The sequence below is a fragment of the Ignisphaera sp. genome, from assembly GCA_038735125.1.
Lineage (GTDB): Archaea > Thermoproteota > Thermoprotei_A > Sulfolobales > Ignisphaeraceae > Ignisphaera.
Genome location: JAVYNU010000007.1, coordinates 63,677 through 79,402 on the forward strand (window position 1 = coordinate 63,677; position 15,726 = coordinate 79,402).

Sequence of the window (15,726 nt, forward strand, 5' to 3'; positions counted from 1 at the left end):
GAAAGCCTAACAAAATTGTAACTCAGCAAGTTTCCAATGCTAGTTCTACGTCTGCTGTTGTGTTCTCTTCATAATGGCTCTTATGGGTCTTAGCTCCCTTTTGAATGGATCTAGGATTAGACCGAATATCTCGAGTGTTACAATGCCCAGTAGATTCTCGTCTTCACTCTCGCCAAGGACTATAGGTGTATGTCTTTCCCCAAAGCCGGGTAGCTCAAGCAGAGCCTCGGATATCTGTCTTCGAATAACTGTTCCATCGGCTAGCACAAACTCCATTTCGCCTTTGGGCTCCAGCCCAAGGAACTCCCAAACAGATTTGGTTAACACAGTATATGTTGCGCCAGAATCAACTAGAAACCTGACCCTAGCACTTTTACCTCCATACTTGACAATACCGTCAATATACACCAAGCCCATGCACTAAATCCCTTCTATACAATTCTTGGTAAACAGATTTAAAATCTATTCTCAGCATTTTTGTTATATTGGCAAAATATCATGCCCGTTGTTATATCAGAAAGATTTTTATTTGGATCTAACCATCTATGTTTTGTGGTATCTATGGAGGGCTATCTGGATCTGTTTAGGGAAATGGCTAGGAGGGAGAAGGAGTATTCTGAAGCTCTACAGAATTTGGGTAATAGGATTGCCCATCCAACTCTAAGAGCAATCTTCATTGCTATTGCTAATGACAGTTTAAAGCATTCAAAACTTTACGAAGCAATTGTAGAGCTGTTGTCAAATCCCCAGCCAATTTTATCTGAAGCTGAGCTAGAGGCTATATCCAAGGAGATTGAGAGACATATAGAGACGGAGGCTAGGATGATTGAAGTTGCTAAAAAGGCTCTTCAGGAAAGTTATGATGCTAGGATAAAGCTTATTCTATCTGCTATTCTAAGTGATGAGGTTGAACACCACAAGGTGCTGGTTGATATAAGAGATAATCTAGCCAAGAAAGAGGCTGCTACAGAAGAAGATGTTTGGGAGCTTATATGGAGAGATAGCCCGTGGCGTGGAACGCCAGGTGGCTAGACAACATCCTTGCATATGCCTGTCAACATAGTCTGTATCCTTTTTAGAACACCCTCGAATATATCCACATATATTTTCTGTTGAATAAACATCCTCGCCTTAACCTCGAAATCCCTAGCGTCTTTGCACAACTCCACAATATGCCTTCTCCTCATATCATCATCTAGAGGCTTCTCCACCTGGATCTTTGGATTCCCCTCCATAAACCCCTCCGGATAATACCAGTCTTTAAACCATGTAAACCCGTTCTCAAGAAGCATGAAACCAAGTCTGGTTAGATGTGGTGGCACACCAATTTCTAGAGCTTTCCACGTCTCCCTATCATATACATACTCTATGAACAGCCTCTCCCCAGGGTTTATATACCTAGACAGGCAGTCTATGAGCATCTTCTCCTCTGCAGAATTAACAAAAACGTATTTGGCCGAGCCAAAATCTGCTACAGGATTTATTGAGAAAACTTCTACCCATTTCCTATAGAAAGGTGGTCTACCATCAAAAATCTTTAAAACCATTAGCCTTTGCCAAGAGCTTCCACACCCAATATAAAGCTCTATCGCCTTTTCCTCGGGAAACCTCCCCCTCTTCTCCAAAGCCTTAAACCCAAAACCCCTCAGCGATCTAAAGACATCTATACAAGGTATCTGCATACTCATACCATCTTTCAATACACTCCTAAATATTCAAAATAAGACAAGTGCTTGAATAAATAATAAACTTTGTCGATAAAACATCGTTAAATAGGCAACAAATTGCTGTGGCTGGTTCTGTGAAGAAATCTTTTGTGCTGGGCTACTTGGCATATTCAAAAATCGATTTGGTTTATCTATCATCAATTTTTATATTTGCCCTGCCCAATTTTTTTTAAGGTGTTTAAATGTCTGTGGGAACCTCATTTAGATTGGCTTTTCCTAGAAAAAGAGCTGGGAGGGAGATATATGACTGTGTTGTTGTTGGGGCTGGCCCTGCTGGGCTAACAGCAGCCATTTACCTGGCTAGATTTGGTTTAAAGACTGTTGTTGTTACCAAGGATATTGGGGGGAAGATGGCTATAGCCCCGCTGGTTGATGACTATCCTGGTGTTCCTGAGGTTCCTGGAGGTAGGCTTGCAAGTCTTTTTGAGGCTCATGTGCGCAAGTTTGGTGTTGATATTGTTGCTGGGAATCCAATGGATAATCTTAGGAGAGAGGGAGACCTATGGTGTGTTGAAACTGTTAATGGAGATGTCTTTTGCGGCTATGCCGTTATAATTGCTATTGGATGTGAGAAAAGAAAGCTTGGTGTTCCTGGAGAGGATAGGCTGGTCGGAAAAGGGGTTTCCTACTGCGCTGTTTGCGACGCTCCATTCTTTAAAGACAAGGTTGTTGCTGTTGTTGGTGGCGGAGACTCTGCATTATCTAGCGCTATCCACCTTGCATCCTATGCTAAAAAGGTCTATATCATCCATAGAAGAGATAGGTTCAGGGCCTTCCAAGCCTATGTAGAAAAGGTTTTGAATGAGCCAAAAATAGAGCTTCTTCTAAATACAGTAGTTGTTGAGATAATCGGGAAAGACAGGGTTGAGGCTGCGAAGATCAGAAACGTTGTTAGCGGTGAGGAGAGGATTCTACCCATAGACGGAGTATTCATCGAAATTGGGTCAGAGCCCCCAGTAAACATTTTGAAGAAGATTGGACTGGAGCTCGATGAAAAGGGCTACATAGCTGTAAAACCAGATATGAGCACAAACCTGCCAGGGGTTTTCGCGGCAGGCGATGTTGCTGGAGGGCCGTGCAAAAAGAGATTCGAGCAAATAGTTGTTGCAGCAGCTGAGGGGGCTCTTGCGGCAGACTCTGTCTACCACTATATCCTAAGTCTGAGAAAAGGTGGTGAACACAGGTAGCGGATGTTGTAAAGCAAAATACAAGTATAGAAAACTTTCATAATAGAAAACTTTATATGAGATCTTCTTGAATGGTCTACTGGGTGAAAAAATGGTTAGATCAATGACAAAAGATGCGCTTCTATCGGCTTTTGCAGGGGAGTCCATGGCCCATATGAGATATCTCATATTTGCTGATATCGCAGAGAGAGAAGGTTTCAAGAATGTTTCGAGACTCTTCAAAGCTATAGCATATGCTGAGCAAGTCCATGCATCTAACCACTATAGAGTGTTGAGAGACTATAAAGAAGATGCAAAAGTCTATTCAGGAACCCCCATAGGACCCGGCAACACGAGTAAGAATCTTGAGCTTGCCATAGCCGGAGAAGAGTATGAGGTCAAGGAAATGTATCCAGTGTTTCTAGAGATTGCAAGATACCAAGGAGAGGCAGAGGCTGAGAAAAGCTTTTCCTATGCGTACCAGGCAGAACAAATACATGCATCACTTTATAAACAGGCCAAGGAATATGTGGATAAAGGGCAAGACCTTCCACTAAAACCCGAGGAAAAGATTTGGATATGCCCAGTATGCGGCCATACAATAATTGGTGCAGAACCGCCAGAGAAATGCCCTGTTTGCGGAGCACCGAAAAATAGATATGTTGGATTCTAAACAAAATAAAATCTTTTTTTAAACCTAATAAAACTAGTAAATAGAAGTCTGTCAATTCTTGCATATTTAATCTGACACCAGTTTCAGCTAGTATGTGGTGAAGACCATTTCCCAGAACCTTATAACGCTTAGAGATTTGTTGGAGTGTTGCATTGTTGAGAGGATATCTAGATTCACTGTGGTTGTAGATATTGGCGGTGCTGAGGCAGTAGCTTATCTAAACAATACAGGTAGGCTTGAAGGCTACTTGGCTAGAGGCAGAAAAGGTTTTTGCATACCTTTGGAGAGGGGTAGAGCTAGATACAGACTTGTTGGCGTAGAAGACAATGGGTATGCAGCTCTAGTTGACACCAGGCTCCATGAGAAATCCTTTGAAGAACTTGTGGCCAGAGATGCTATCCCATGGCTAAGAAACTGTGCATTGATTAGAAGAGGCTATCCTCTACACAGCTCTAGAATAGACTATGAATTGGAATGCAGAAACAAAACCACTCTAGTTGAGCTCAAGAGCGCTGTTATGAGGTTTCCCGACAACTTCACTGGGTACCCCGATGCACCAACACCTAGAGGAAGAAAACACATCGAAGCACTAGCAAAATTTGTTTCAGGTGGAGACAGAGATGCATATGTGGTTTTCGTTGCTGGCATACCAAACGCAAAGGGGTTTAGACTCAACTGTCACATAGATAAAGATATCTGCAAAAGCATTGAAAATGCATTAGAAAATGGGGTTAAATTCAAGTCAATCAACATCTATCTAGACCCATATTTAAAAAACATTGTTTTTGGAGATCTGGATCTCCATGTCGATTTTAGTTGTTGCGGTCTCTAGCTATACAAAGTTGGGCAGAAAGAGATGTCAATCCTAATACGTCTCGAAAATGTGTTGTCAAGGCTAGGTCTACTTAAATTATAAATATTGTAACAATAAAGTAGAGAGGAATGCTAAAATGCTGTTACCTTACACAACGCTACCTTCTTTACAAAACATGGCTATTTCATTTAACCCGCCCAGCTACAAAAAATCGAGTCTTTTTCAACACTTTACCGTATTAGAATAGATTCTAAATCGTTTATGCTTCTAATTAGTTCTTCATGTTTTCCATGGCCTATTCTTTCCTCTTCTATTCTCTCAAATTCTTCAACTAACTCTCTATCTGTGTCATAATCTAGTACCTGTGTTGCTAGTTGGAATAGAATGTTATCTTCTTTGAAAATGTGATTTCTCAGAAGGTTGATGTAGCCATAGGCATTTTCTACAATATCTTGTAGAGCACTAGCATCGCCTGAATAGAATTTTTCTATGCTATCCTCAAGATTTTTTATATACCTTCTGCCCATATCATGCTCATATAGCATAACGCCTATAGGGCCGCCCTCTTTTGGAATTCCCAATCTTTCTAATGTCGGGAAGAAGGCGCTCTCCTCTTTTCCATGGTGACACCTATCAGCAAATAGTTTGAAGAATGTGATTAAGGTTTCAAAGACTTTTCTATCAACATTTTTCCCTTGCTGTAATTTAATTACCGAATTTTCAAGCAACTGCAAGGCCTTCTCTATAACTCTATGGTCATTCATGAGGAGCTCTATAGACCTCAAATTCATCTCCCATATTGTCTATCTCTACAAAAACACTTTTATGTTTTGCCTTCATAACAATCTGGAACAACAAAACAAAACAGTGTTACAACATTCAGATTTAAAAGGTGGTAAAGAATAACACGAAACTATGTAAAGGGTGTACCAGATGGCTAGAGCCGTTCTGATAGATGATGGCGTTTGGTGGGTTGGGGCAAGAGACATTAGTAGAAGAATCTTCGATTCCATCATACCTCTGCCTAAGGGTACATCATATAACTCATATCTTGTTGTTGGTAAGGAAAAGATTGTGTTGATAGACACCGTCAATCCTGGATTTGAGAGTGAGTTGGAGGAAAGAATTTCTTCTGTTGTTAAACCATCAGATATAGATTACGTTGTTATGAATCATGCTGAGCCAGATCATGCTGGGGCTATTCCACATATACTCAGAATCTCTCCCAAGGCAAAGCTTGTGACAACGGCTGTGGGAGCTAAGATGGCCAAGATCTTCTATGGTGTTCCAAATGATAGAGTATATGTTGTTAGGGACGGCGATACAATAGATCTGGGAGGTAAGACCCTAAAGTTCATAGAGGCTCCCATGCTTCACTGGCCAGAAACAATGTTTACGTACTTAGAAGAGAATAAGATACTATTCACATGTGATTTCTTTGGGGCTCACATAGCCCAGGGTCTGTGGGATGATGAGGTAGAGGATTTGATATACCACGCACAAAGGTACTTTGGAGAAATAATGATGCCCTTTAGAGTTAATGCTTTGAATGCATTGAAGAAAATAGCTGGTCTTGATATAAGAGTTATTGCCCCTTCTCATGGACCCATATACAGAAATCCGAGGAAAATCATTGAGAGTTATTATAGCTGGGTAGAGGGAAGAACAAAGAGGAAAGCTGTTGTACTATATGTATCAATGTGGGGCTACACTGAAAACATCGTCAAAACATTTGCTGATGATCTTAGAGCCGAAGGAATAGATGTTGTTCTACATAATTTAGCGGTAGCAGATTTAGGCGATGTAGCGAAAGATCTTGTAGACTCTCGTGCAATTGTATTAGCAACACCAACAGTTGTGCTAAATGCACATCCACTAGCAGCACTAGCGGCTTATCTAGCTAAAATACTGAAACCCCCTGCAAAGTACCTAGCACTAATAGTTCTATATGCTTGGGGTACACAAGCAGAAAGACAATTACAAGAAATAGCGAGAGATCTTAAGGCAGAGCTTATAGGAATGGTAAAAATTAATGTGACGCCTTCCAAGGAAGATATAGAGAATTTAAGAGGTTTAGCAAAAGAACTTTCAAAAAGGTTGAAAGCAGAGCCAGAATAAAGCACTAAGCAAAGCACTCCCATTGATCTGAAAACATATATGGCGTTAGTGAATAGATAACAGATACATAGCGCTGTCACGCTTTTTGCTGTTACCCTAAACTTTTTTAGCCAATCAGCTAGAGAAACTGATGATAAAATGCTCTGGTCAAACTCTTCTGCTTCTCTCATGACAAGCGCGATCGCATTGTATCGACAAGCTGCTACACAAGAGCCAAATCCATCACATTAGCCTTCCCATTTACTAGAGCGAGGACCCCTGTTAAACACGCCTTCACACACATTTGCTCCTATCTATCGCCACTACTAGCCTAACCCTCCTCTTTGTGATCATTTTCATGCACTCCGTATGCTATTTCTCTCTAACAAGATAGTTGTTTTGTCCACCATTCCTGACCTCCAATCTTCGACATCTCTTGCGAACACCCTGACAATTTTATGAGATAATGATTGAGAGACTATGATTAAGCTCTACTTTAAGAGTCTTAGTGAGTTTAGCACTACGCTGGCATCACTTAAAACCATTGCTACAGCTCCTAGCTCTGGCTTTATGAAGATGCCGTAGCTATAGAGCGCTCCAGCTGCTATTGGAAGCAATATCGTGTTGTATATAAGTGCCCAGAAGATGTTTTCAAGGAATTTTCTTCTAACCTTTTTGCTAAACTCTATCAGGAAGACTATATCTGTTAGCCTGTTGCTTGTTATAATCACATCTCCAGCCTCCTTAGAGATGTCGGCTCCACTACCCATAGCTACACCGATATTTGCGGCTGAAATTGCAGCTGCATCATTTATTCCATCGCCTACATAGAGAACTTTTTCTCCATTCAACTGAAGCTTCTTAACAACATCTACTTTATCAAGGGGTTTGAGCTTGTAGTAGTAAAAGTCTATCTTGAGCATCTCTGCATAATGTTTAACAGCTTCTTGAACATCGCCACTGGCAATACCGATTCTCAGACCCAGACTCTTCAAATAACTGACCACTTTGGCGGCTTCCGGTCTGAGGCTATCGGAAATCTCTATAACTGCAACAGGTCTCCCCTCTACTGCCACTATAACTGGTGTTCCACCTCTTTCACCAATTTCTTTTAAAAGCTTTTCAATGTTATTCGACAACTCAATGCCCATTCTATCCATAAGCTCAGCATTTCCCATAGCCACAGTAATGCCATTGACCCTGCCCACAACCCCAAGCCCTGGGAAATGCTCAAATTCTTCAACTTGTCTTAGCTCAACGCCTTTCTCGTTGCAGTAATTCGCTATGGCTTTGGCTATTGGATGTTCGCTTCTAGACTCTATGCTACACACATAAGAGAGTATAGCATCTGCACCAGGATTTCCATCTAGAAACACAATTTCTTTCACAGCTGGCGAGCCAATGGTCAGAGTCCCTGTTTTGTCGAATAGCACAACAGAGGTTTCAAGAACTCTGTCAAACACATCTCCACGTCTAATTACAATTCCTTTTCTTGCAGTGGCTAGAACAGCTATTGAAACAGCCATTGGGATTGCGATTCCTATTGCACAGGGGCATGCAGTTGCAAAAACTGCTGCAACGAAGAGTATGGCCTTTGACACATCTCCCACGTATATAGACCAGTACAACGCTGTGGCGATGCCAAGGCCTATGACAACCCAGGTAAAGTATCCGACTATCTTATCTGCAAGCCTAACTATTCTAGGCTTGTAGAATTGGGCTTCTCTAATAGTCTCAACTATTCTGTAGAGAATTGTCTCATTACCCACTCTCGTTGCTCTAACCCTTAGATAGCCAGATACAAGCTTGCTTCCAGCTAAGACGGGGTCTCTTGTCGAAGCCTTTTTGTGTATAGGCATTGGCTCTCCGGTAAAACTAGATTCATCGACATATCCCTCCCCCTCGACAACGACGCCATCTACAGGCACAATCTCTCCAGCTCTAATCTCTACAATAGCTCCAAGAGGGACCCTATCCGCGTTAACCTCAACAACATTTTCGTTGGAGACTATCCTTGCTTTGCTGTAAAGCCTCTTTACATGCTCTTCAACATCTCTCCAAGCCCTTCTCCTAACCCTCTCTTCAAGATAGAGACCCAGACCAACAAAACCCAGAACACCTGCAGAAGCCTCGAAGAATGATGACACATGTATTTCATTGCCAAGGGAAATAGTGTTGGATAGAGACAAAACTCCAAAAAGAAATGATATTGTCGAGGAGAGAGCCACAAAAGAATCCATTGTTGGCGCAAGCTTTAGCAACGATTTATAGCCTCTGAAAATAATATCATGGCTCAGTATAATGATTATCACAGAAGCTGTTGCTAGGAAATAGACATAGCTGTCTATATGGAGACCGGTGAACATGGATAGGATAGCGAAAAGCACAACTGAGAGTCCTATGGCAAATGATGTGAGTCTTCTAACAAGAAGCCTATGTTCACCTTCCCCAGTCCCAGACCTAGCTTCCTCTGATATATGCTCAAACTCTATGCCAAGCCCAAGAAGAATTTTCTCCATGTCTTGCTGAGCTATGGTCAGAGGATTGTAGATCACCTTGATCATGGATGTAGAGACAGAGGCTCTGCATTCGAAAACCCCTCTAGCTCTACTCAGCTTCTCCTCAACAACCCTAGCCAAATTGGCATCGAGATCCTCTACAGAAAATACTGCAACCTCTTTAACAACATCGTATCCAGAGTCTCTAACAGCCTTGTATATATCGCCTAGACTACATCCAGAATCATCGTATTCTATTAGAGCTTCGCCAGAGGATATATCTACACTGAAATTGCTTACACATCCGAGCTTCGCCAACTCCCTGTTAATCGAGTATACGCAGCTAGGACAGTCAACACCAATTAGTCTAAGTCTCTCTCTAACCACAGCCATGGCTATAGACACCCAAGAGGCTAGGATTGGCCATGGGGCATGCCTTTGGGTCCGTGAGTAAGATAGTATTCGGGATTCTTCTCAAACTCATTTAAGCAATACCTGCTACAGAAGTAGTAGACCCTGCCCTTGTAAATAGTTTTATACTTGGTTTTCTCAGGATCTACAGTCATACCACATACAGGATCTATATGCATAGGCATAGAGGATCCAAAAGCTATTTGTAGCATAGCAGATTAAATATTTGCTCGATATAAACTCCTATACTAAGTTTATTTATCTAGTGTTTATTAAACCGCTTATAACAAGTTTATTTAGCATTGGATACAAAAATCATGGGGTTTTTATGAGCATAACCAACCTGAATTGGGTTGGAGATGCAATAGACAGGCTTAGAAGCAAGAAGCCTTTGGTTCACAACATCACTAATTTCGTTGTTATGAACACAACTGCTAATGCTCTCTTAGCTTTAGGTGCATCACCAATCATGTCCCACGGCATCGAGGATCTAGATGATCTTGTGCCTGCTGCAGATGCTATTGTGATAAATATTGGTACTATTGATGAGGAATTCGCTTATTCCATGCTTAAAGCTATCCAGCTTGCAAAGATGTACAAAAAGCCTGTTGTTCTAGACCCTGTAGGGGCTGGCGCAACTAGGTTTAGAACCAGAATTGCTCTATCACTACTTGAAAACAGTGGTATAAGCGTTGTTAAGGGTAATTTTGGCGAGATTTTGGGTCTGTTGGGAGAGTATGGCAAGACTAGAGGTGTTGATGCAGCCTCATATGATAGGAGTATTGCTTCTGAAGCTGTTTTGCAGACCTCGAAAAAATTCAGCTGTGTTGTTGGTTTGACAGGTTACACGGATTTTGTTAGCGATGGTGTCAATGTTTATGAGGTGAGGCTTAGGGTAGAGTCTCAAAACCTCGAAAAAGTGATTCACAGAGTCACAGGTTTGGGGTGTATTGTATCAGCTTTGATAGGAGCGTTTCTAGCAATAGAAAATCCTTTGAAAGCTACTATAGCTGGGTTGGCCACATTCAAAGCTGTTTCCTACAAGGCCTCTGAAGAGACTCCCTATCCAGGCTCATTCCATGTCAAGCTATATGACTGGCTCTATAGAATTGATGGAGATATCGTTAGAGATGTTGTTGAGGTGAGAGAGGTTGGGTCTAACTGAGAAACTCAGACTTCTTGTTATAACAGATAAAAGGTTGAAGCCAAATGTTGTAAAATCTGTTGAAGAAGCATTGAAAGGTGGTGCAACATCTATTCAGCTTAGATTAAAAGAGTCGTCAACACGTGAAATGGTGGAGATAGGTAGGGAGGTTAGGAGGCTAACTAGAGATTACGGAGCTCTATACTTTGTCGATGATAGGGTAGACGTTGCATTGGCCACGAACGCTGATGGCGTTCAGCTAGGCCCTGAGGACATGCCTATTAGGATAGCCCGAGAAATAGCTCCAAACCTACTCATCGGGGCCTCTGTATATAGTGTTGAAGAGGCTTTAGAGGCCGAAAGAGAGGGTGCACACTTCTTAGGAGCTGGATCGGTGTACTCAACACCATCAAAACCAGATGCGAGAGTTATTGGATTAGAGGGTCTACGGAAAATAGTTGAGAGTGTGAGCATACCTGTTGTTGCCATAGGGGGTATAAACAAGGATAATGTTAGAGAGGTTCTTGAATCAGGTGTTGTGGGAGTAGCTGTTATATCGGCTGTTATGGCTGCTGAAGATGTTTATAGGGCCACCTTAGAACTTAGAAAAATTGTAGACGAGGTGCTAAGACCAAGTGGGCAAACTAGATGAAATCGTCAAGAAACTGGCTAGAGGGGCTAAGAGGCATCCTAGATCTCTCCTCACATGGTTTGATGATGCAGGGGCTGTAGAAATAAATGGGAGATACTTTGTTGTGAAAGCCGATGGTTTTGCCTCTTCCAGGGCTCTCTATCCCTGGTGTAGCTATAGAGATTTTGGTTTTAGAGGTGTTGCGGGGGCTGTCAGCGATGTTATTGCCAAGGGGTGTAGACCATATGTATATGCCATCTCAATTGGTGTTAAGCCTGAAAACGTTGATTTTATAGAAGATATTATTAAGGGTGTTGAGGAAGCTGTCGACATATTTGGGGGCTATATAGAGAATATAGATACAAATATCGGTTACGACGACTGGATAGACGTTTTTGTCTTGGGGGAATGCCTCTACTATCCTCTTCCAAGAGGGGCAAGGGAGCTAAGCAAGGTTATTTTGCCTAGGAGAGTAGGGCTATCTGTGATGGCATATATGGAGTATGTCGAGAAGAGAACACCTAGCATCGACGAGGTACGCAAATTCAGTTGTAGACCCATGCCATATACGCGGATAGTTGATGCAATAGAGTTTAGCAGAACAGGTTTAGAGGGCTCTATAGATATTAGCGACACATTTGCGGAGGCACTTCAGCAGCTAAGTGAAGTCAGTGGGACGGGTGTATACATACAGGAGAGCCCCTCTAGAATTTTGCACCCACTAGCAATTGAATACGTCAAGAGGGTGGGTTTAGACCTGCAACTAGCTGTTTTGGCGTCCAACGAAGAGTACATACCTCTCTTAATAGTGAAACCAGGATACGAAGAAGAGGTTCTAGATGTGTTGAAGAGCATAAGTTTAGAACCTGTGGTGATAGGCACCATAACATTGAAGCAAGACTTGATGTGGATGGGTAGGGTAATGCCAAAGGTGGTGTGGGACTATATCCAAGGTGCAGTAACCATATGAATTCCATAGAATGTGACAGAGAAATCCTATGAAAGCAATACATCGTAGTTATCTCAATAAAACTCTTCAAGCGAAAATCATTTGATGCTATCTATTATTTCTTTGTACAGCTTTAGAGCTTGGTCCGCGTCTGTTGTTCCCTTTACAAATACTTTTCCATTACGTAATATCATTACCTCGAAGCCGCTTACCACACCATAAGCCACAGCACCATCATATATCCTCAGATTCTTAATAAGATTGGATTTTGTCAGCTTTTCTAAATCTAGCTCTGCACGGCTTTCAGATACTATTTTAACTGCTCTTGCCCCACACATAGGCTTTACATTTTTGCCTCCTTTGAATAGGTAATCAAATCGCTTGTAAACACATGTAGGACAAGAACTATTTCTCCTTACATAAGCTCTTTCAATTGCTGCACTATATGCATCGACCACATATAGGTGCTCATCCACATAACCCTCGGTCAAATATTTTATTGCGATAGATAGTGCCACTGATACTGTTAAATCTACAGCTATTGGCGTCACACCAAAAATTTCACATGCATTTTCTCTCGCTCTAGCTCTTGGAATAAAGCACTTTAGACAAGCTGTTTTCTCTGGCACAACAAGCTTTACATTTCCATACCATCTCTCAACACCAATCATAACCCAGGGTTTGCCAAGATTCACACACGCTTCGTTTATCAGGTACCTAGTATCCATATTGTCAGTGCCATCTATAACGAGATCTACATCTCTGATAAAATTCTGGATATTATCAGCATCAACATCATCTACAATAGCCTCAACCTCAACACCACTGTTAATCTCCTTTAAACGGTTTCTACATGCAATAGCCTTGGGCACCCTCCCAAAAGCATCCTCTTCTCTAAACAGACGTGTTCTATGGAGATTGCTTACCTCAACAACATCCCTATCAACAACTCTGATAAAACCGGCACCAGCCCTGGCAAGAACTTCAGCCACGCTACTGCCTGTAGCACCGCAGCCGATGATGGCTATTCTGGACTCGGCTAATTTAAGCTGCTTTTTGATTCCTAGAACAAGTATCTGTCTCGAATATCTCTCAATAAAGTCTGCAACATCTATTCCCCTATTCATATCCGATCAACCCAAATAACTAAAATCGCATATCATAGCCAAGCACCTCAAAATATAGATTAGGGAGTCATATTCAACGGAAATGCGGCTTTGATGTATAGACATAATGATCAGTGAAGCACAGTGAAATATCTTAGAATTCCGCTGTTTTTCTAAGCCTTACTTCGTAGTACTTATCTTTTTCATTTACATCAATTGTTCCAATGCCAAATGCCTCAACAGATTCTCTAATCATATCGACACAGAGCTTTGATGTTGTTAGCACAACTATTTCCTCTCCTCTGCGCACCTTGGAGAATTCTCTAATGGTCTTGACCAGTGGTTGCGGACACTCTTCGCCTCTAAAGTCTAGCACCTTCATTTGCTTAAAGCCCTTCCTCGCCAGCGCATTTAATGATCATGAAGTCCGTGTACAGCCCCTTATATTCGTGTTCTACCACATCAACTCGATTAATGGTGTATACCCTATTCTGGAGTACTCTGTCTATCAGTTCACGTATTTCACTGTCTATGCCTTCAACATATATCTCAACACAGTCGCTATTAGGTATATTCATTATAAAACCTCTTAACCCAAGCATCTTTGCTATTCTCCAAATATATCTTCTAAACCCAACACCTTTAACTTCTCCACAAATAGTAATTGAAGATGCTTTGAGCATCTCCCTCACCCTCAAACCAACTTAAATTGTGAAAGAATCTTTTTATCAGCAACAAACTTTTCCAGTGATTTCGGTGCTTCGACCTCCGGCTCACCCAAATCTACAACCTCGCCTATTACAGCTGGTTCTAGTCCCCGAGACTTCAGATCCCTAACTATATCCTCAGATATTTCGCTAGGTGCGATAATTATGAAGGGCCCATTAGTTCCACTTGTAGCATTTGGAATCACATACAGCTTTGTTGCTATCTCCGATATCTCTGGGTATAGGAGAGGTACTGAGTATAGTCTTATCTTACTATTTGTTCTCTCTGCAAGCTCTTTAACAACAAAAATACCAGGTCCTGTGACGTCTGTTGTAACTGCTATGTGTTCATCTGGTTTGTATTCCTCTTTACTGGGTGGCAGATATTTGTACACAACCTCTGCAGCATGTATATTGGGTTTAGATATGAGTTCCACAACACTATCTTTTATTTTCTCTATATATTTCACATCTATGCCTTGTTTCTCTAGGTCTTTAACAAGGCTCTCATCTATTACACAGGATAGGTATAGGTTCAGTGGGGCTAGCTCTCCCATAGGCCTTGTTATGATGAGCTTCATACCCTTCTTGACCTTATCTTCAAATAGTGGCGGAGCTCTATCTGTGTAGCCAATAACAGTTGCTCCCATTAGTAGCCTCCCCTTCTTTGGCTGTATCACATCGATTATTTTGATGCCATATTGTTTTGAGTAAAGGTCTACATTCTTTAATAGCTTTCCTAAAAGTTCTTCTGTAGGAGCATTTACCACCGGTGCAATTCTTAGATCCTTGTACACACCTAAGACGAATATGTCGTTAAGTGCATTACTCAAAGCTCCGCTAACCTGCTTAAAGTCTCCAGGCTCTTGAGATGGATCTATAATATGAATTGTATCATTGTTAATAGCTGTAAAGCCCTCTAGTTTAGTTGATGGAGATATGAAATCAAAAAGTGCAAACTCGTCTTCTGGAAACGGAGTTATAATTGAGTGTCCCTTTCCAACTACTATCTCTAAACCGCTTTTGGCAAGCCCTCTGTATACAGGCAAAACTCTGTTGATGAATCCCTCTGGAGAATCTGCATATCTCTGATACACTTGGACAACAGTAACAGAATAAAGCTTTTTATGTCTTTTCAAACTATTCTCCACATCGATATCAACTCCAAGAGGGTATATAGACCTATGAACCTCATCAGCACAGCCAGGCAAAACTAGGGCATCTTCTCTAGGTGCTATGAAAAACCTAGAGTTTTTAAGTTCATCCCTAATAGTCTTTAAGGCAGGGTAGACAACCCTTAGAAGATCAACCTTAACAGCACAGCCAGTTGCAAGCGCAAGCGGATTTAAGCCAAGTTTCTTATAATACTCAACTCTCTTGATAATCTCTTCAAACATAAGCCACCTACCTCTTCTTCTTAACAACTATTCTCCAAACACCTCTATCGATATTCTCAACACCTAGTACCTCATGACCATCGGCTTCAACAGCTTTTGGCACGTTCTCACAAGATGGCGGATTATCAGTTATAACCTCTAAGACATCGCCGGGATTGATCTGTGAAAGAGCTTTTCTAGTATATATGACTGGATATGGACATACAAACCCTCTGACATCAAGTACATACTTATTGTCGCCAATCTTTGCAAATCTCAATGTAAAAACACCTATAACAATGTTATAGATGTATGAATATATAAGTATTGCGAATTTGAATGCATAAAAAGTTGGATGGATTGTGTTAAAAGCAATATTCTTAATTTACATTAACAATCCTTATTATATTAACAGTGTTATAGGTGA

The 15,726-nt window shown here is 41.4% G+C and carries 18 protein-coding genes; 8 read left to right on the top strand and 10 right to left on the bottom strand.

Annotated features, from left to right (window positions below; translation table 11 throughout):
- Window positions 1-45: 45 nt before the first annotated feature.
- Window positions 46-417 carry a retropepsin-like aspartic protease gene (locus QW284_07850; protein MEM0339576.1) on the bottom strand — a complete coding sequence of 124 codons (372 nt, stop codon included), beginning with the start codon at window positions 415-417 and terminating at the stop codon, window positions 46-48.
- 144 nt (window positions 418-561) lie between these two features.
- Here QW284_07850 and QW284_07855 point away from each other — a divergent pair, with 144 nt between their 5' ends.
- The gene (locus tag QW284_07855; GenBank protein MEM0339577.1) at window positions 562-1,032 is read left to right on the top strand and encodes a ferritin-like domain-containing protein; all 471 of its coding nucleotides are present in this window, start codon (window positions 562-564) and stop codon (window positions 1,030-1,032) included.
- On the opposite strand, the gene QW284_07860 is transcribed toward QW284_07855, so the two are convergent.
- Complete coding sequence (locus tag QW284_07860; GenBank protein MEM0339578.1) at window positions 1,029-1,682, bottom strand: DUF1122 family protein; 654 nt, start codon at window positions 1,680-1,682, stop codon at window positions 1,029-1,031. The two genes, QW284_07855 and QW284_07860, sit on opposite strands and share 4 nt — an antisense overlap.
- Window positions 1,683-1,909: 227 nt before the next feature.
- Here QW284_07860 and QW284_07865 point away from each other — a divergent pair, with 227 nt between their 5' ends.
- The 3 genes from QW284_07865 (at window position 1,910) to sfsA (ending at window position 4,398) form a co-directional block, all read left to right on the top strand.
- A complete protein-coding gene (locus QW284_07865) occupies window positions 1,910-2,914 on the top strand; it encodes an FAD-dependent oxidoreductase (protein MEM0339579.1) in 1,005 nt (334 codons plus the stop codon).
- Window positions 2,915-3,005: 91 nt separating this feature from the next.
- Window positions 3,006-3,566 carry a rubrerythrin family protein gene (locus QW284_07870; protein ID MEM0339580.1) on the top strand — a complete coding sequence of 187 codons (561 nt, stop codon included), beginning with the start codon at window positions 3,006-3,008 and terminating at the stop codon, window positions 3,564-3,566.
- A 97-nt stretch (window positions 3,567-3,663) separates the two neighbouring features.
- Window positions 3,664-4,398, top strand: a complete 735-nt coding sequence (sfsA, locus tag QW284_07875; GenBank protein ID MEM0339581.1) for a DNA/RNA nuclease SfsA — start codon at window positions 3,664-3,666, stop codon at window positions 4,396-4,398.
- Window positions 4,399-4,610: 212 nt separating this feature from the next.
- Here the strand turns inward: sfsA and QW284_07880 are convergent, their stop codons facing one another.
- Window positions 4,611-5,165, bottom strand: coding sequence for a hemerythrin domain-containing protein (locus QW284_07880; protein ID MEM0339582.1), 555 nt, complete (start codon window positions 5,163-5,165; stop codon window positions 4,611-4,613).
- A gap of 148 nt (window positions 5,166-5,313) precedes the next feature.
- On the opposite strand from QW284_07880, the gene QW284_07885 reads away from it, so the two are divergent.
- Window positions 5,314-6,498 (top strand): FprA family A-type flavoprotein, encoded by a 1,185-nt coding sequence (locus QW284_07885; protein ID MEM0339583.1) that lies wholly within the window; start codon window positions 5,314-5,316, stop codon window positions 6,496-6,498.
- 470 nt (window positions 6,499-6,968) lie between these two features.
- Here the strand turns inward: QW284_07885 and QW284_07890 are convergent, their stop codons facing one another.
- Window positions 6,969-9,368 carry a heavy metal translocating P-type ATPase gene (locus QW284_07890; protein MEM0339584.1) on the bottom strand — a complete coding sequence of 800 codons (2,400 nt, stop codon included), beginning with the start codon at window positions 9,366-9,368 and terminating at the stop codon, window positions 6,969-6,971.
- A 20-nt stretch (window positions 9,369-9,388) separates the two neighbouring features.
- Complete coding sequence (locus tag QW284_07895) at window positions 9,389-9,571, bottom strand: YHS domain-containing protein (protein MEM0339585.1); 183 nt, start codon at window positions 9,569-9,571, stop codon at window positions 9,389-9,391.
- Between the two features lie 143 nt (window positions 9,572-9,714).
- Between QW284_07895 and thiM the strand changes: the two genes are divergently transcribed.
- From thiM to QW284_07910, 3 genes are read left to right on the top strand one after another with little or no spacing between them, the layout of a single operon-like run.
- Window positions 9,715-10,551 (top strand): hydroxyethylthiazole kinase, encoded by an 837-nt coding sequence (thiM, locus tag QW284_07900; protein MEM0339586.1) that lies wholly within the window; start codon window positions 9,715-9,717, stop codon window positions 10,549-10,551.
- Window positions 10,538-11,182 (top strand): thiamine phosphate synthase, encoded by a 645-nt coding sequence (thiE, locus tag QW284_07905; protein ID MEM0339587.1) that lies wholly within the window; start codon window positions 10,538-10,540, stop codon window positions 11,180-11,182. Before thiM ends, thiE begins: the two co-directional genes overlap by 14 nt.
- On the top strand, window positions 11,166-12,131 hold the full coding sequence (locus QW284_07910; protein MEM0339588.1) for an AIR synthase related protein: 966 nt from the start codon (window positions 11,166-11,168) through the stop codon (window positions 12,129-12,131). The genes thiE and QW284_07910 overlap by 17 nt, the downstream gene beginning before the upstream one ends.
- 77 nt (window positions 12,132-12,208) lie before the next feature.
- Here QW284_07910 and QW284_07915 read toward each other — a convergent pair whose 3' ends face one another.
- The 5 genes from QW284_07915 to QW284_07935 all read right to left on the bottom strand — a co-directional run bounded on the left by QW284_07915 (window position 12,209) and on the right by QW284_07935 (window position 15,579).
- Window positions 12,209-13,237 (bottom strand): ThiF family adenylyltransferase, encoded by a 1,029-nt coding sequence (locus QW284_07915; protein ID MEM0339589.1) that lies wholly within the window; start codon window positions 13,235-13,237, stop codon window positions 12,209-12,211.
- Between the two features lie 133 nt (window positions 13,238-13,370).
- Complete coding sequence (locus tag QW284_07920) at window positions 13,371-13,598, bottom strand: sulfurtransferase TusA family protein (GenBank protein MEM0339590.1); 228 nt, start codon at window positions 13,596-13,598, stop codon at window positions 13,371-13,373.
- A gap of 4 nt (window positions 13,599-13,602) precedes the next feature.
- On the bottom strand, window positions 13,603-13,899 hold the full coding sequence (locus QW284_07925) for an acylphosphatase (GenBank protein ID MEM0339591.1): 297 nt from the start codon (window positions 13,897-13,899) through the stop codon (window positions 13,603-13,605).
- Window positions 13,900-13,910: 11 nt separating this feature from the next.
- Complete coding sequence (locus QW284_07930; protein ID MEM0339592.1) at window positions 13,911-15,347, bottom strand: SelD-related putative sulfur metabolism protein; 1,437 nt, start codon at window positions 15,345-15,347, stop codon at window positions 13,911-13,913.
- On the bottom strand, window positions 15,328-15,579 hold the full coding sequence (locus tag QW284_07935) for a sulfurtransferase TusA family protein (GenBank protein ID MEM0339593.1): 252 nt from the start codon (window positions 15,577-15,579) through the stop codon (window positions 15,328-15,330). Before QW284_07935 ends, QW284_07930 begins: the two co-directional genes overlap by 20 nt.
- Between the last annotated feature and the right edge of the window lie 147 nt (window positions 15,580-15,726).